This is a genomic window from Nitrincola alkalilacustris, assembly GCF_008973755.1.
Lineage (GTDB): Bacteria > Pseudomonadota > Gammaproteobacteria > Pseudomonadales > Balneatricaceae > Nitrincola > Nitrincola alkalilacustris.
Genome location: NZ_WBOM01000003.1, coordinates 21395 through 37097, shown reverse-complemented (window position 1 = coordinate 37097; position 15703 = coordinate 21395). Strand labels below are relative to the sequence as shown.

Genomic DNA, 15703 nt, shown 5'->3' with positions numbered 1-15703 from the left:
GATTACTCCGAAGCCAAAGCAACAACCGGATCCAGGCGTGCTGCCTTGCGAGCCGGTAAAAAACCAAAAACAAGGCCGGTGGCAAACGCACAACTGAAGGCCAGCACAACCGGGAAGAGTGCATAGGTCACAGGCATCCCGAGCGATGCAACGATAGCTGTCACACCCAGCCCTATAACCACACCAAGTAGTCCTCCCAACGCAGACACCACCAACGCTTCGGTCAGAAACTGTTGCAGAATATGTGAGGTATTGGCACCCGTTGCCATACGGATACCTATCTCGCGTGTTCGCTCCGTCACCGAGACCAGCATGATATTCATGACGCCTATCCCCCCTACCAGCAGAGAGATGGCGGCAATCGAACCCAGCAGAATTGTCAGGGTGGAGTAGGCCTCAGACACAGAATCGATAAGTGAGGCCATATTGCGGATCCTGAAATCCTCACGACCATGTCGCTGCAGCAGCAGTTGGTGAACATTATCCTGCACCTCATCCACCCGACCAACATCCTCAACTGCGATCGTGACATTGCGCAGCCAGCGCTGACCAAACAACCTCAGGCTGCCGGTGGTGAAAGGCACATAGACCATATCATCCTGATCCTGTCCCATCGGCGAGGCGCCCTTGGGCTCCATCACACCGATCACCTGAAACAGGATATTGCTGATCATCAGGTACTCGCCCAGTGGATCTGCATCACCATAGAGCTCACGCGCTACGGTGTCGCCCAGTACGGCAACCGCCGCATACTGCTGCTGATCCTGCACCGAGAAGAAAGTCCCGTGACTGACTGCCCAGTCTCTGACTGCCGGAAAATCTGCCGACGTTGCATTGATCTGGGTGGCGTGGTCACGCGCTCCTGCGCGCATCGTCATGCCGCCGGTCAATTCTGGAATCGCTGCGATAATGCCATCCAGGCCATTGATCGCATCGACATCCTCGGGTACCAATGTCGTGATATTTCCTCTACCGGCCTGCTCCGGGCCACCGGGTCTGATCAATAGCAGATTCGAGCCCATTGCACTGATCCGATCCACTACAGCAGCCCTTGCACCATCCCCGATGGCCAGCATGGTGATGACCGATGCGACACCTATGACAATACCCAACAGCGTCAGAGAAGTACGAAACAGATTGCTCCACAAGGACCTGAAGGACATACGGCCCGCTTCAGCCAGATTTCTGAGCACTGGGCTCTCTTTCCCGGGCTCAAAGGACAGAGGCTCGCGGGAGCGGATAACAGAACCAGAGTCTGCAATGATCTCACCATCGCGGATTTCCACCTGACGATCCGCATAACGCGCCACTTCCGGGTCATGAGTGATCAGAACAACGGTATGCCCCTTTTCAGACAGTTCCTTCAACAGCGCCATCACTTCACGTCCGCTTTTGCTGTCCAGGGCACCAGTCGGCTCATCAGCAAGAATGATCTGCCCACCATTCATCAGCGCCCTGGCGATCGACACGCGCTGCTGCTGACCGCCGGAAAGCTGACTGGGACGATGGTCCAGTCGCTCACTCAAGCCCAACACACCCAATAAGGATTCTGCCCTTTCGCGGCGCTGATGACGGCTATCACCGGCATAAATGGCCGGCACCTCGACATTCTCAACTGCGGTCAGGGCGCCGATCAGGTTATAGCTCTGAAAGATGAAGCCGAACGCACTGCGCCTGAGCTCAGCGAGCTCCTCTGATGCGAACTGAGAAACGTCGCGACCGGAAAAGCGATATTCGCCCCGGCTGGGTCGATCCAGGCAGCCGATGATATTCATCAGCGTGGTTTTACCTGATCCTGAGGTCCCCATGATCGAGACAAATTCACCCGGCATGATGCAAAGATGAATATCCCGCAGCACATCCATCTCGGTATCACCGCTGAGGAAGGTACGCGTCACACCGCGCAGCTCTATCACCGGTTCACTATTCTGGATCGGTACTTGCTTTGCTGCAGCGATCGGCGTGGTTAACAGGGCAGTATCAGGCATCAGCGTCCCCTCAACATACCACCGACACCGGGTGAGGTGCGTTGGCCTGAGCCCTGTCCTCTCCCTGCAGACAGTACCACTTGATCCGTTTCACTCAATCCGCTGAGTATCTCGACCTGAACACGGTTACTGACACCGATAGTCACATCACGCCGCTCGGGCTCGCCCTGTTCATTCAATACCTGAACACTGGCTTTGCGTGATGTGGCATCTCGCGTATTCATCTGCACCGCGTGATAAGGAAGCAGCAATGCCTGTTCCGTGGAATCAACTACAAAAAACACCTGTGTGCTCATCTGCGGCATCAACTCACCTGCTTCATTCGGCACATCGAACAGGGTGTTATACAGCACGACATTATTCTCGACGACCGGTGTCGGCTCTATGCGCCGCACCTGACCATACCAGCGCTGTCCCTGCCCGCCGAGAGTGGTGAAATAGACCTCCATTCCCGGCTTGATACGATTGATATCGGCTTCGGATACCTGTGCCTGCACGGTCATGACCGACAGGTCGGCAATCTGCATGATCACCGGTGTCTGCTGTGTGGCATTGATGGTCTGCCCCTGACGCGCAGCGATCGATACCACAGTACCATCCATGGGAGAGTAGATCCGGGCATAGTTGAGCTTGGCTTCCTCTGCGCGCAAGGTCGACTCTGCCTGCTCTATCTGAGCTTCAAGTGCCGTGATCTGTGCTTTTGCGGAACGCAGCCCGGCCTCAGCCGACTGATAGGCTTCCTCTGTTGTTGCATTCTCGGCCAGCAGATTGCGCTGCCTGCGATACTGAAACTCAGCCAGTGTCAGTTGCGCTTTACGGTCTTCCAATTGCGCCCGCTGCGCTCGCAGTTGCGCACGCGTTGAATCGACTGTGGCCAGATAAACAGTGGAGTCTATCTCTGCCAGCAGATCGCCCTCTTTAACCACCTCCCCGACCTCAACATGGAGCTGCATCAACTGGCCGGAAACCTGAGCACCGACATCCACATAGTTTCGGGGTTGTAAACGTCCGGTGGCCGTGACCAGCTCTTCCAGATCATTTCTCTCCAGTGACAAGAGTGTATAGCTTGTCGCGGTATCTTTGGTCGAGGTCAGGTAGTAATAACCACCTGCCGCACCCGATACCAACAGCAGAAGAATGACCACCAGGGCTTTGCCGGCAAAACGCTTTTTGTGGCGTACATCTTTGGACGACATTCTGACGTAGACTCCTATTGTTCTTTAACAGACAGGTCTTTAACAGCCTGTTAAATAAGGCGCTGAAAACTCAAACTAACAAAAGCTCAAACTAACGATAGTCAGCAATCCCTGCTTATTTAACCTGCCTGCATCCATGACTAGGAGCGTTCATTCCCTGTAAGACTGTTTTCCAATGCAATTAGTTGCTCAGCAAGCCATTTTTCCAGCGTCACCGACTGAAATTGTATCATGGCATTGATAACCCACTGGGACTGAACTTGCTCTGAAGCAATGAGCCCTGAAACAATCGGCCCAGAAACATCCGACAGACTCAGTAATAGATCTGCATCCTCTGCCTGCATGAGTGGCAGTCCCAGTGCATGTGCCAGTGGATAGAGCCGCTCATCCGACACGCCCACTGATGAGATATCATGCCGCATCAACAGTTCGTCCAACGCCACCTGGGACTGCTGGACTGAACGCTGCAGTGCCAGACGGTTACGTTCAATCCTGGTCGCCTGATCAGGCCATAGCCTGATAATATCTCTGGCCCCTACATTCACCATCTGGCTGAGGTTATTCAGATCCATCCAGAAAAGGTCCGAATCTTCTCGCCCCTGCATCAGAATCACACGCGAACCGCCGGGCGCCAGTTCATGCGCCACGTCGATCGGGACTACGCGGATCGACGCCTGACGCAGCAAGGGATAAAGTTTCAATTGTGGCCAGACCGACTCAATCGTCAACAACGCATCCAGTGCTTCGACCTCACCAGATTCAGCCCGATTCAGCCAGGCTGGAATCCGGTTGATCGGTAAGCGCTCCGGCACGACATACACAACCTCTATATCAGTATCCTGCAACAGTGACAGCAGCATTGAGTTGAGCACCGGCACACCACTGCCGATACGTGGCGACTGATCTGCAACAGCCAAGGCAGATAAACACAGCAGCAGGCAGCCTGTTATCAAAGATTTCATGCAAAGGATCTCCAGGTACGAATAATAAGGGCAAGAACAAACCCACCTGAGGCGATGATGACTATGGCCGCTCCAGACGGTACAGGCATGGCACCCGCCATGGGTAACAGCACACCCAGCAGACAGCTGACTGTAGAAAACAGCACTGAAAGCCAGAAGAACTCGCGCCCGGTGCGACTGATCAGACGTGCCGACGTGGCAGGAATCAACAATAGCGCCCCAACCAGAATGGCGCCCACCACCTTGACGGATGCCACCGTGACCAGAGCAATCATCAGAATGAACAGATAGTCATAAAGCCGGAGGTTGATACCGCGGGTTCTGGCCAGCTCAGGCAGCAGACTGGCAAGCAGTGCCTGATTACTGCCACGAATGATGAGTAACACGGCAGCCGCACAGATACTGGCCAATACCAGCAGATCTCGATCCTTGACGGTAAGAATGGAGCCGAACAGGACATTCTCCAGAATATGCACGTTCACTTTTTTCGCGACATACAGAATCAGCGCGGCTCCCAGTGCGATGGAAAAAGAGAGGAACACCCCAACCAACGCATCATAAGGGATGCTGGTACGGCTTTTGATCCAGTGCAGCAGCAGTGCAAACAGGGTACAGAAACAGAAAAGTGATACCAGTGGTTCGGTCGCAGGCTCACCCAGCAGTATACCGATCGCGACGCCGGTCAGTGCTGCATGCCCGACCGCTTCCGAAAAAAAGGCTAGTCGCTTGACCACGACTAACGGTCCCAATGCCCCCAAAAGCGGGCCGATCATACAGGCCGCTACCAGCGCATTGGTCAGAAAGGCATACTGAAACATGGCGGGCAGCCAACCAAGCTCCTGCAGCATGAGTGCGGTTTGTCTGAGTGAGTCCATCAGGCATAGGCCTCCATCTCATCTCTGAGAGGAGTCAGATTTAGCTGCAGAACGGCATCTGCTGAGCCTGCCCGCTTCAGACCGCCATCAATCAGCCAGACCTGATCAGCGTAGCGACGTACCCAATCTGTATCATGATGAATCACCAGCAGTGTGGCACCCTGTCGCCGCAAAAGGCTGATCTCCTGATTGATCAGCGCCTGAGCATCGGTATCCAATCCTGTCATCGGCTCATCAAGACACCAGAACAGACTGTCACGCTCAAGTGCCTGGGCAAACATCAGCCTCTGTCGCTCCCCGCCTGACAGAGAGCCCAGCTGTAGATGCCCTTTATGCTCAAGACCCACCCTGCGCAGCAGCTCGATGACACGCATCCTGGCTCTTGTCCGTCTGAGCAGTTGCACAGGCAAACGCGTCAGCGTAGTGAGCATAAACTCCTCAACTGTTACCGGCAGGGCTGGCTCGAAAGCGGTCTGCTGCGGTACATAGGCCACAGGGGTTGCCTTACCCGGCCACACACAGCGGATCTCCCCCTTATGTGGCATCAAGCCCAGTACACATCGCATCAAGGAAGTTTTACCGGCACCATTGGGCCCGACAATAGCGTGCAGTTGCCTCGGTTGAAAAAGCGCGGTGACTGGTTTCAGGATCTCTACCCGCCCGAGTGTCAACGACATGGACTCAAGCTGTATCTGAGGCCCCATCAGGAGCGCACCACTGCCTGGCTGAGAGCCATCACCAGCGTTTTCAGATTATGCTCCATTTCACGCATTACCAATTCAGCATCATACGCGCCATGGGTCATGTGCGAAAAATGATAGATCCGCACCCCCGTTGCATCTTCAATCACATCGATATAGCGATTCTCCATATCCAACTCTGTGAACAGGATACGGATATTGGCGTCTCTGATACGATCGATAGTGCCCTGAAGCTGCTTTGCATTTGGTTCAACACCATGCGCCGGTTCAATCACGGTGTCGACACCAATTCCAAACTCCTGCAGCAGATAGCCATAGGCATTATGCGTACTGGCGATGCGGATACCCGACAGATCCAGATCCACGACCTGCTGGCGGTAGCGGTTTTTCATCTGCCTCAGCTCACGCCCATAGGCAAGCGCATTGGCCTGAAAATAGTCGGCATTGTCTGGATCAAGCTGTCCCAGCTCGCGTGCAATCGTGTAGACCTGACGAATGGCAGCATCAATCGACACAAAGGTATGTGGATTGTAATTGCTGTTACCCGATCCCGATGACAACAACGGCAGATCGCGGTTGGCGTGAATCAGCGTCAGCTCAGGCAGCTCCAGATTTTCCAGTGGATTGACAGCAAACTCATCATGTCCGATACCATTGAGTACCAGCGCATCCATCTCCAGCAAGCGTTGCAGATCTGCCGGTTGCAGCTCATAACTGTGAGGGTTGAAGCCGCTTTCGATCAACGGCAACACCCTTGCCCTGTCACCGACGATATGACTGACATAGCTGAAATAGGGATGCAGAGTGATCCCCACCACCAGTGGCCGCGCATGCAACTGCCCGGAAAACAGCAGCACTCCAGCCAGTAAAGCAAACACCCATCTGTTCATTGCAACTCCATTAAAAGTGTCCAGTGATGCTGGCCATGACAATCTGCCAGAAGCGGCGCCTGTCCTGGGTGATACAGAACGCCACCACCAGCCCCTAAGCGGAGCAGAAAGGCACCCTGCTCACTCCCGCCCTGTGCCTGAAAGCAACCTGGCTCCACCTGACTCCAGCGATAGGTAGCCTCATCAGTTTGGGAGAAAGGAGAAACACCCAGCGCTTGAAGCTCGTCTAGTTCAGGCAAGGGCGCACCGGAGGGTGTCATGAATCGGATCTCATCACTGGCGATCATGAGTTCGGTCAGCAACTGACGCTGAGCACCATTCAACGACTCGTATGGGTCTGCTGGTGCTGCACCTGCCTGCCTGAACATGATACCCAGCGCTCCGGCCAGCAGAATGAGGATCACGACCAGGGTCACCCAAAGCGTTTCTCTGCGCCCATTGTCCGGCTTCACCAACAGGGTCTGCACAGTCTGATCGTCCTGAAACGACATCCTGCTCCCTGAAAATCGGGGTGATTGATCAGCCCTTGAACTCAAGTCAGAACTTAAGCCAGAACTTAAGCCAGAACTTAAGTCAGAACTCGACATAATCGAACTCCGCAGGATCTTCATGACCGGCATCAAACTGGATGTAGAATTTTTCGTCACTCCAGTCGAACAGGACTCTTGAGTGCCTGTCAGAATCAGCACGTGCCATAACACTCTCATCATAGGCATACATCACCACCTCTGAACCGATGGCCAGCGTGCCATCGCTGAAGCCGACACGACACTCGATCAGATCCCCGTCACGCTCACAATCCATGACCGGGTAGTGAGCCTGTGCCAGCGGTGCCATCAGCAGGAAGATTGCGATTGCAGAATAACGTAAGCTCATGATTCGCTCCTCATGATCAGCCTTACTGAGACAGCGCTTCAAAACTCAGCAGGAAATTCACACCCACCTGATCAGCCAGTACACTCTCCTGAGCAAGACGCAGGTTGGCGCTGAGCAGATGAGGACCTGCCAGAGCTGGCGTATAGGAAACCGTACCATCAGCATCGCTGACCAGATCAGTCTGCAGGCGGGAGTCGCGATATGGTGTTCCGAAAGGGACTACCTCAACGTCCATCTCAGAGATGGGTTCGCCGTTATAAGTGAAGCGGAACTGTGCTGCTTCACCAACGACCACATCACTGGGATGTGTCAGTGCATGCAGTTCGAACCCTTCACCGGTGGGTTCCAGAACGGCCGTGCTCGGCGCCCCCTGAGTCACATAAAAAACACTGATATTCTGCGCCATGGTAGTCGTTACTTCGCGCGCATCGTCAGGGATCTGAGAGGCTGCTTCAATCTTGGTAGCCATCATCCGACGGCGCGTATCACGCTCACCCACCACATAGCTGGTCATATAACGAACCGGTGTTTTCAGTTCGACCTTGTAGGTGCCCTGCTCGGCTATTTCCAGATCAAACACACTGCGGCGCTGACCTTTATAGTAGGGTCCGATACGGCGCCGATCATTTTCCGGCCCGTAGATGCTGACGTTATCCAGACCTATCGGTTTGTCGAAACTGAACACACCATGTGAAGCCGTTGCGTCCACCGTAATCCAGAAAGACTCTTCAGTGGAAAGATTGAACTCACTCGGCAGCATCCACAGAGGGTGTGCGCTTGCAGTCGATACCATAAAACCACCAGCCAACACTGCGGCACCCATCAACATCATCCCTTTTTTCATCTTTACTCTCCTGATTTGCTTTTTACTGAAATTTCAATCTCACCCAGCTCTTCCTGAGGCTCTGTGATCAGATGCTGCTCTTTATCACCCAGTGTGATCTCCTGCCTGACCAGGCTTCGACCACCATGCTCTCTTGCTGCCTCAACATTCACGACATAAGTGCCGGGTGCAACCGCATTACCCGAAGTATCCATACCGTCCCAGGACAGGTTGTAACGCCCAGGTTTGCGAGTTGCACCAGACACCGAATCAAGGTCACCCTGATCATATCGACCAGCCTTACGCCACCAGCGACGCATATCCTTAAGCCAGTCCGGCTCTTTACTCCAGACGGCCAGCGTGGTCACCACATCATCGTTTGCATCCTCAATCCAGACAGACACATAGGGCCGATAGGCGTTGTTTGGGATCTCGGGAATGGTTACTGCTATCTCTACAGGCTGGGCTTGCACCGGAGGGCTTTTCATAATCCCCATACCCATCAGGGCCATCCCCAGAACGGCCACTCCAGGCACTGCTATCCGTCGCTTCATAGTTGTTTCACTCCTGATAAGAACTGGTCAAAAGCCCTGAATTTCTGTTTTACTCAGACGCGTTCAAAGCACACTTTAATAAACATAATGATAATGATTTATATATGTATTTGAATTTATATTTTGTTAAGTTTCGTTAACAAGCCAGAGGGCTCGTGAGGAGCCCCCTTGAAACGGATAACAGATAAATACCACCACTCAGAATGAGAGGTTCAAGCTCAACCAGAGGTTGCGGGACTTGGCCTTGATGTTGTAATCATCGCGGTAATTGGCCGTGTAGGTGCCATCATCATTCCGGGTAAAGCTGGTCTGATAGCTGGTGAAATCACGATCCAGCAGATTATTGACGCGCGCTCTGAATGTCAGATTCTTGCTGATCTGATAGGAACCACCCAGATTCAGCACCTGGAAGTCTTTATAATGAAGTGCCTGATCCGTATCTGAATCCCAGCCACGATAGCGACGTGAGCGTGCTTCCATACTCAGATAGAGGTTCAGATCCTGATTCACCCGCCAGTCCAGCGTTGTGTTCAGCATATGTTTAGCTGTTTCGGTCAAAGGCTGACCCGCCTGCAGACCACTCTTCTGTTCGGAATCGGTATAGGTGTAGTTACCACGCAACGCCAGTGATGGTGTCAGTTGATAGCGTCCTGCCAGTTCAATCCCGTGGATATCGGCCCTATCAATGTTGTAACGTTGGCGGAAGGTGGTATAGCCGAGATCTGCCCAGCCGGCACCTATATCAACACAGCGTTCACCAGCAGACGCCCTTTCACAGTTGGGAACATTGTCACCGTTGGCGATCTTGTCCTCAAAGCGGTTGGCAAACACAGTGGCGTTGAAGTTGTGCCCTGCCGGATGCGTGTAGTAGATAGCAACCTCGCCATTGACACTGGTTTCAGGCTTGAGATCGGGCGTGCCGACCGTAGGATTCACACCCTGTGCAGTAAAACCGGTGATACCGGGGAAAAGATCACTGGTTTTCGGAGTTTTATAGCCTGTACTGATCCCGCCTTTCAGCGTCCAGTCCGGGGTCATATTCCAGACACTGTAGATACGCGGGCTGACCTGCCCACCGAAGATGTTATGATGATCATAGCGCAAGCCGCCCGTCAGGGTGACGTCCGGCACCACCTCCCAGTTATCTTCAATGAACAGCGCCCACTGGCGATGCGGCTGTACCGTCCCCGAGCGGAAACCATCTCCGTACATGCCAAACACGCCATCCTCCATCTCGGCATCAATGTACTGGCCACCAAAGATCAACCAGTGGTTGTCCAGCGCCATATCGAATTTGGCATCCAGGGTATTCTGTCGGGTTTCCATGATACGCTGCTGACGCGGCAGAAATCCTCGTAGCCGCTCCATCTCTTCCGGTGATAGCAGCCCTTCAATCAGGGCCAGTTTGCGGGCCTCATCATGATTGTTATTGGTACCCATCTGAGCCGGTGAGCAACCTGCCGATGCACCGGCACCCACACAAGCAGAATCCCAGATCGCCTGAATTTCACCACGCTCTTCCACCGTCAGCGGAAGTGATCGCCCCTGATTGTTGGTTTTGACATGAGAGAAACCTATCTGGCTGTTCAAGCGACCCCAGTCACCATGATGGGTCAACGACCATTGATCACGGTTAAACTTCTGATCAGCGAAGTAACCTACGCGCGGTTGAACAATGCCGGCATTGGAGGCGCGCCACAATGTACCGAAATCATCCACGGTGCCCAGCTGACTGTCGCCGTTTTCATAGGTCTGGCGTGATGTTTCGGCATCAAAAACAAGATCGTGGTTCTCATGCGGCCGATAGCTCAGACGAATACCGCCGTTCCAGTTGTCGTTATCCACGGTTCTGCCACCGCTGCCGAAACCCAATGAACGATCATGTACAACACCGGACGGATCAGTGACAGACGCGTAGGTCGGGCTGGACGCATCGCGCTCATAGTAGCTACCACGAACGCCAAGGCCCAGAACACCGGGAATCAAGGGGCCGGTGACACTGAAATCAGTGGTTCTGTCGTTTCCGAAATCGGAGTTTTCTTCCAGTGTCTGACTGTGCGTCAGCGAGCCAGACCATTCATCCGTAATGCGTTTAGTGATGATATTGATCACACCACCGATGGCATCAGCCCCATAAAGTGTCGCCATCGGGCCACGAATCACCTCAATACGCTCAATCGTATCCAGTGGCGGTATATGGTTGAACTGATTACCGCCAAACGCGTTAGGATAAAGGTCACCGACATTGTTCTGCCTGCGCCCGTCAATCAGAATCAGCGTATAGTCTGCGCCCATACCACGAATACTGATGGTGCCCTGGCCGGTTTTATCAGTTGTTTCACCGATATCCACCCCCTCTATATCTCTGACTGCATCCAGCAGTGTCATGTAGGGTTTTGATGCAATCTCTTCCTGAGATATAACGGAAATACTCGCTGGCGCATCCGTAATCTTCTGCTCAAAACCCGAGGCACTGACTACCAGACTGTCCAGGCGGACATCCTGATCAGCATATGCCATCGGGATTGCAGCAGAAATTGCGACCGCAAGTGCGCGCATAGGGGTGTTATTCACAGCGGACTCCTCTCGTATCCTCGCTGCACAGGACGTTACAGCAAGCGTTTGAATAGGTTCCGTAGTCTAAATCAAGACAATCACACTATCAATGATGATAATCATTTTTATTTATATAAAGATTAGCGAATGAATTTTAGCACTGCGCGAGAGTGCTATTTTGTCCAAATACTGAAGTGCAATCAGTGACAAAAGATATGGTTAGCATAGAGCCTGGAAGAGAGACTGTGAAAATTGTGTACGAGAATAATTCTGAAAAAAGAAGAAAACAGGATGAGGAGGAATCCAGGAGTGACTAATGACAGACCGGCTAATCAGGTAGCCAATTACACAGTAAATATTATAACCAGCTGATTGATTATTGATATAACAATTAAGGACTGAATTGATGGCGGAACGGACGGGACTCGAACCCGCGACCCCCTGCGTGACAGGCAGGTATTCTAACCAACTGAACTACCGCTCCGGATAACACTTTGAATCATGCAAGTGGTGGGCGAAGAGGGGTTCGAACCCCCGACCCTCTGCTTGTAAGGCAGACGCTCTCCCAACTGAGCTATTCGCCCACTTGCCGACTCGGCACAAACAGCATGACTGTCTGCTTTATTCTTTCACTTGTTCATCCACTTATACAGACAAACTGCTAAGTGGCGGAATGGACGGGACTCGAACCCGCGACCCCCTGCGTGACAGGCAGGTATTCTAACCAACTGAACTACCACTCCGAACTACATACTGCTTACAACATGTCACTGTGCGTTATGGTGGGCGAAGAGGGGTTCGAACCCCCGACCCTCTGCTTGTAAGGCAGACGCTCTCCCAACTGAGCTATTCGCCCGTAACGCGTGCCATTATACAGCCTTGACCAGAGGTTTTCAGCTGCCTGATCTGAATTTTTTTCCAGATCGCTTTCAATTACAAGTGGCGGAATGGACGGGACTCGAACCCGCGACCCCCTGCGTGACAGGCAGGTATTCTAACCAACTGAACTACCACTCCAACTTGTCATTTCGTCGCCGTCTGCTTGGCTTGCATCCGTTAACGAGGTGCGAATTTTAATGAGTTCACCTGAAAAGTCAAACCTTTATGGTAATTTTTTTTCAGATGCCTGCTTCGCACCATCACCCTCTCGCGTTTCTCGATCAGATGAGGCGCGCAATAATAACGGATCATTTCCGGCTTTTACAGCCCCTCTCGCAACTTTATTTAACTGAACCACTCTATCTGGAGTTAAAGGGTCAGGCTGACGTATCATGCTGACTGATTAAAGTTTCATATAGAGGATCATCAATCGCCATGAGTGTAGCATCAGCCCAGCGCACAACTGAGTCGCTGGATCGATTTATCACACGACTCGAAGAACTCAGCCAGACCGCTGGCTGGCCCGAGATAGATTATGACCCGAAGTGGCCCAGCCCCTGCCATATGGCCGAGGTAAAAACCGGTGAGTCGGTCAGATGGAGGCCCGTACGTCAAACGCCAACCACTGATATGTTCGAACGGCTTGAGCAGGCATTGGAAACAACCATCCACCCGGATCTTATCGCCTTTTACAGCCGCTACTGGTCGGACCCGCTACCCGCCCGCACAGACGAAGGCGAACTGTCTCTGCTGCAGGCATGGAATCCGGAAGATATGGAACGACTGCGCAGTAACCTGATCGGCCATGCCCTGGCCAAGCAGAAGCAGAAACAACCCTTAACGCTGTTTTTTGCCTGTTCTTTACCAGATGGTGAATACATCATGACCATTAATAACAGTGATGGCACGGTATGGGTGGAAACACCCGGCAAGCCACCTATACGTCAACTGGCTTCATCTCTGGCTGAGTTTATCGACACACTTACCCCTCTGCCTGCTGATTATCAGGAGTAATCTGATGCGTACAAAGCTGATCTCTTTACTAATACTGCTGCTTGCCATGACTTTGACCGCCTGCAGCGGAATACCACCACAGAGAATCGAACTGCAGCCACCCATTTCAGCCGTCCCACGCCTATCGGAAGCACCGCCGGTATCAGTACATGTCGCCAATCGCAGCGAGACTCTGCAGATAGGCACCATCAGCGATCGGACAGGCAACATGACAACCGTATCGCTTTCACATCAGGCACCTGAGCAGATCCGTCAGGCAGCTATCGAGGCCTTGACCCGCATGCGCGTGCCAGCACCGGTTGCAGACGCCCGCACCCGGATGACACTGATCGTGGATGATATTTTCTATCACCTGAGAAGTGATGGCATACGCCGTGAACTGGTCGGCACTTTGCGCCTGAGAATCCAGGTGATTGATGGCGTTTATCAGTACGAAGGCAGTTTCGAAGCGACTCACACCGAAGAGGTGGTGCGCACGCCTGATGAAGCCAAGAGCGAACAGTTCGTCAATAACCTGGTGGGCGAGGTGATGAGCAATGCATTTAACGACCCGCGCCTGTCAGACTTCTTGCTGGCACGGGCCAGACCTTAGTGAGGTTTGAAATCCAATGAGGCCGAGTTAACGCAGTAGCGCTGACCCGTCGGTGCCGGGCCATCATCAAACAGATGGCCCAGATGCCCATCACAGGCTGCACAGGTGATCTCAACACGAGTCATGCCGTGGGAGTGATCAACATGGCGCGTGATACGCCCCTCGTCAATCGCCTGCCAGAAGCTGGGCCAGCCGCTGCCTGATTCATATTTGTGATCCGCAGCAAACAACTCACTGCCACAACAGGCACAGGTGTATATGCCAGCCTCATCATGATGATAATACTTGCCGGTAAAGGGCCTTTCCGTCCCTTTCTGCCGACAGATCTGATATTGCTCAGGGCTGAGTATGGCCTGCCATTCCTCATCAGTCCGAGTTGTTTTCTTGTCCATTTCATTCACCTGATCTATTAAGCGTTGCAACAATTGAATTCCCTTCGGCGCAGAGCGTATTATAACGCCCTTTTACACTGCAAGTTCGGCACTCGGCCGATCTGCAGCTCTATACGCCGTTATCGACCACCTGGAGCTCAGGAACAGAACCATGTCTGTCATCCGCAAATCGAACAAACTGATCAATGTCTGCTATGACATTCGTGGCCCGGTCCTTCAGGAAGCCAGACGGCTGGAAGAGGAGGGCCACCGAATCCTCAAGCTCAACATCGGTAACCCGGCGCCCTGGGGCTTCAACGCCCCGGAAGAGATCATTCAGGATGTGATTCATAACCTGCCGGAGTCACAAGGCTACTGCGATTCAAAAGGGCTGTTCTCGGCCCGCAAGGCGGTGATGCAGGAGTGTCAGCGCAAATCGATCCGCAACGTCGCGCTGGAGGATATCTATATCGGCAATGGCGTGTCTGAACTGATCGTGATGTCGATGCAGGGCCTGCTCAACGACAATGACGAGATGCTGATCCCCTCCCCCGACTACCCCTTGTGGACAGCGGCTGTCAGCCTGGCTGGGGGCAATCCGGTGCACTATGTCTGTGACGAGCAGGCCGGCTGGTTCCCCGATATTGAGGATATTCGCAGCAAGATCACGGAGCGCACGCGCGGAATAGTCGTGATCAACCCGAATAATCCCACAGGCGCTGTTTACCCGGTTGAGCTGCTGCAACAGATCATCGATCTGGCGCGCGAGCATCAGTTGATCGTCTTTGCTGATGAGATCTATGACAAGATCATATATGACGAGGCTGAACACACATCGCTGGCAGCGCTGGCGGATGATGTACTGTGCATCACCTTCAATGGCCTGTCCAAATCCTATCGCGCAGCAGGCTTTCGTTCCGGCTGGCTGATCGTCAGTGGCCCCAAGCATAAGGCGCGTGATTATGTCGAAGGGCTGGATATGCTGGCGAACATGCGCCTGTGCGCCAACGTCCCGGCGCAGCATGCCATACAGACAGCACTGGGTGGCTATCAGAGCATCAACGAGCTGATCGTTCCGGGTGGGCGCCTTTATGATCAACGTGAGCTGGCCTGGCAGATGCTCAATGAGATACCCGGTGTCAGTTGCGTGAAGCCTCAGGGAGCGCTCTACCTTTTCCCGAAGCTGGATCCGGAGATCTATCCCATCAAGAACGATGAGAAGATGGCGCTGGATCTGCTGCAGCAGCAGAAAGTGCTGATCGTTCAGGGCAGCGGATTCAATCTGGACGATATGCAGCATTTCAGGCTGGTAACCCTGCCCTCTACCGATCTGTTGACCGAGGCGATCGAAAGGATTGCAACTTTCCTGAAAAGCTATGAACAGTAATTGCTTATCGCTTTTAAATCATCGTTGTAAGGCAAGTGA

Annotated in this window: 15 protein-coding genes and 5 tRNA genes; 3 read left to right on the top strand and 17 right to left on the bottom strand. The window is 53.2% G+C overall.

Features of this window, described 5'->3' with window-relative positions:
- Positions 1–2: 2 nt before the first annotated feature.
- The 16 genes from F7R27_RS05835 to F7R27_RS05760 all read right to left on the bottom strand — a co-directional run bounded on the left by F7R27_RS05835 (position 3) and on the right by F7R27_RS05760 (position 12438).
- The gene (locus F7R27_RS05835) at positions 3–1988 is read right to left on the bottom strand and encodes a MacB family efflux pump subunit (RefSeq protein ID WP_151703299.1); all 1986 of its coding nucleotides are present in this window, start codon (positions 1986–1988) and stop codon (positions 3–5) included.
- Positions 1988–3184 carry an efflux RND transporter periplasmic adaptor subunit gene (locus F7R27_RS05830; protein WP_151703298.1) on the bottom strand — a complete coding sequence of 399 codons (1197 nt, stop codon included), beginning with the start codon at positions 3182–3184 and terminating at the stop codon, positions 1988–1990. The genes F7R27_RS05835 and F7R27_RS05830 overlap by 1 nt, the downstream gene beginning before the upstream one ends.
- Before the next feature lie 140 nt (positions 3185–3324).
- A complete protein-coding gene (locus F7R27_RS05825) occupies positions 3325–4146 on the bottom strand; it encodes a hypothetical protein (protein ID WP_151703297.1) in 822 nt (273 codons plus the stop codon).
- Positions 4143–5021, bottom strand: a complete 879-nt coding sequence (locus F7R27_RS05820; protein ID WP_151703296.1) for a metal ABC transporter permease — start codon at positions 5019–5021, stop codon at positions 4143–4145. The genes F7R27_RS05825 and F7R27_RS05820 overlap by 4 nt, the downstream gene beginning before the upstream one ends.
- On the bottom strand, positions 5021–5725 hold the full coding sequence (locus F7R27_RS05815; protein WP_151703295.1) for a metal ABC transporter ATP-binding protein: 705 nt from the start codon (positions 5723–5725) through the stop codon (positions 5021–5023). The genes F7R27_RS05820 and F7R27_RS05815 overlap by 1 nt, the downstream gene beginning before the upstream one ends.
- Positions 5725–6612, bottom strand: a complete 888-nt coding sequence (locus F7R27_RS05810) for a metal ABC transporter solute-binding protein, Zn/Mn family (RefSeq protein WP_151703294.1) — start codon at positions 6610–6612, stop codon at positions 5725–5727. Before F7R27_RS05810 ends, F7R27_RS05815 begins: the two co-directional genes overlap by 1 nt.
- A complete protein-coding gene (locus tag F7R27_RS05805; protein WP_151703293.1) occupies positions 6609–7103 on the bottom strand; it encodes a DUF6162 family protein in 495 nt (164 codons plus the stop codon). The genes F7R27_RS05810 and F7R27_RS05805 overlap by 4 nt, the downstream gene beginning before the upstream one ends.
- An 82-nt stretch (positions 7104–7185) precedes the next feature.
- Entirely contained in the window at positions 7186–7488 is a 303-nt protein-coding gene (locus F7R27_RS05800) for a hypothetical protein (RefSeq protein ID WP_151703292.1), read from the bottom strand.
- A gap of 22 nt (positions 7489–7510) precedes the next feature.
- Entirely contained in the window at positions 7511–8332 is an 822-nt protein-coding gene (locus F7R27_RS05795; protein WP_151703291.1) for a DUF4198 domain-containing protein, read from the bottom strand.
- A gap of 2 nt (positions 8333–8334) precedes the next feature.
- Positions 8335–8865 (bottom strand): DUF2271 domain-containing protein, encoded by a 531-nt coding sequence (locus tag F7R27_RS05790; protein WP_206060421.1) that lies wholly within the window; start codon positions 8863–8865, stop codon positions 8335–8337.
- Positions 8866–9063: 198 nt separating this feature from the next.
- Positions 9064–11439, bottom strand: a complete 2376-nt coding sequence (locus F7R27_RS05785) for a TonB-dependent receptor domain-containing protein (protein ID WP_206060420.1) — start codon at positions 11437–11439, stop codon at positions 9064–9066.
- A gap of 389 nt (positions 11440–11828) precedes the next feature.
- Positions 11829–11905 (bottom strand) — tRNA-Asp (locus F7R27_RS05780).
- Between the two features lie 24 nt (positions 11906–11929).
- A tRNA-Val gene (locus tag F7R27_RS05775) sits at positions 11930–12005 on the bottom strand.
- Between the two features lie 82 nt (positions 12006–12087).
- Positions 12088–12164, bottom strand: a tRNA-Asp gene (locus F7R27_RS05770).
- Between the two features lie 37 nt (positions 12165–12201).
- Positions 12202–12277, bottom strand: a tRNA-Val gene (locus tag F7R27_RS05765).
- Between the two features lie 84 nt (positions 12278–12361).
- A tRNA-Asp gene (locus tag F7R27_RS05760) sits at positions 12362–12438 on the bottom strand.
- Between the two features lie 297 nt (positions 12439–12735).
- Here F7R27_RS05760 and syd point away from each other — a divergent pair.
- Both syd and F7R27_RS05750 read left to right on the top strand, forming a co-directional pair.
- Positions 12736–13314 (top strand): SecY-interacting protein, encoded by a 579-nt coding sequence (gene syd / locus F7R27_RS05755; RefSeq protein WP_151703290.1) that lies wholly within the window; start codon positions 12736–12738, stop codon positions 13312–13314.
- Positions 13315–13318: 4 nt separating this feature from the next.
- On the top strand, positions 13319–13906 hold the full coding sequence (locus tag F7R27_RS05750; protein ID WP_168927438.1) for a YajG family lipoprotein: 588 nt from the start codon (positions 13319–13321) through the stop codon (positions 13904–13906).
- Here F7R27_RS05750 and msrB read toward each other — a convergent pair.
- Positions 13903–14298: a peptide-methionine (R)-S-oxide reductase MsrB gene (msrB, locus tag F7R27_RS05745; RefSeq protein ID WP_151703288.1), complete on the bottom strand. Its 396-nt coding sequence runs from the start codon at positions 14296–14298 to the stop codon at positions 13903–13905. The two genes, F7R27_RS05750 and msrB, sit on opposite strands and share 4 nt — an antisense overlap.
- Before the next feature lie 151 nt (positions 14299–14449).
- Here msrB and F7R27_RS05740 point away from each other — a divergent pair, with 151 nt between their 5' ends.
- Positions 14450–15664 carry a pyridoxal phosphate-dependent aminotransferase gene (locus tag F7R27_RS05740; RefSeq protein ID WP_151703287.1) on the top strand — a complete coding sequence of 405 codons (1215 nt, stop codon included), beginning with the start codon at positions 14450–14452 and terminating at the stop codon, positions 15662–15664.
- The last annotated feature ends 39 nt before the right edge of the window (positions 15665–15703 follow it).

What these genes read in the sequence shown, in the direction of transcription:
- F7R27_RS05835 (WP_151703299.1), bottom strand. Translation starts at nt 1,988, where the DNA reads ATGCCTGATACTGCCCTGTTAACCACGCCGATCGCTGCAGCAAAGCAA.
- F7R27_RS05830 (WP_151703298.1), bottom strand. Translation starts at nt 3,184, where the DNA reads ATGTCGTCCAAAGATGTACGCCACAAAAAGCGTTTTGCCGGCAAAGCC.
- F7R27_RS05825 (WP_151703297.1), bottom strand. Translation starts at nt 4,146, where the DNA reads ATGAAATCTTTGATAACAGGCTGCCTGCTGCTGTGTTTATCTGCCTTG.
- F7R27_RS05820 (WP_151703296.1), bottom strand. Translation starts at nt 5,021, where the DNA reads ATGGACTCACTCAGACAAACCGCACTCATGCTGCAGGAGCTTGGTTGG.
- F7R27_RS05815 (WP_151703295.1), bottom strand. Translation starts at nt 5,725, where the DNA reads ATGGGGCCTCAGATACAGCTTGAGTCCATGTCGTTGACACTCGGGCGG.
- F7R27_RS05810 (WP_151703294.1), bottom strand. Translation starts at nt 6,612, where the DNA reads ATGAACAGATGGGTGTTTGCTTTACTGGCTGGAGTGCTGCTGTTTTCC.
- F7R27_RS05805 (WP_151703293.1), bottom strand. Translation starts at nt 7,103, where the DNA reads ATGTCGTTTCAGGACGATCAGACTGTGCAGACCCTGTTGGTGAAGCCG.
- F7R27_RS05800 (WP_151703292.1), bottom strand. Translation starts at nt 7,488, where the DNA reads ATGAGCTTACGTTATTCTGCAATCGCAATCTTCCTGCTGATGGCACCG.
- F7R27_RS05795 (WP_151703291.1), bottom strand. Translation starts at nt 8,332, where the DNA reads ATGAAAAAAGGGATGATGTTGATGGGTGCCGCAGTGTTGGCTGGTGGT.
- F7R27_RS05790 (WP_206060421.1), bottom strand. Translation starts at nt 8,865, where the DNA reads ATGAAGCGACGGATAGCAGTGCCTGGAGTGGCCGTTCTGGGGATGGCC.
- syd (WP_151703290.1), top strand. Translation starts at nt 12,736, where the DNA reads ATGAGTGTAGCATCAGCCCAGCGCACAACTGAGTCGCTGGATCGATTT.
- F7R27_RS05750 (WP_168927438.1), top strand. Translation starts at nt 13,319, where the DNA reads ATGCGTACAAAGCTGATCTCTTTACTAATACTGCTGCTTGCCATGACT.
- msrB (WP_151703288.1), bottom strand. Translation starts at nt 14,298, where the DNA reads ATGGACAAGAAAACAACTCGGACTGATGAGGAATGGCAGGCCATACTC.
- F7R27_RS05740 (WP_151703287.1), top strand. Translation starts at nt 14,450, where the DNA reads ATGTCTGTCATCCGCAAATCGAACAAACTGATCAATGTCTGCTATGAC.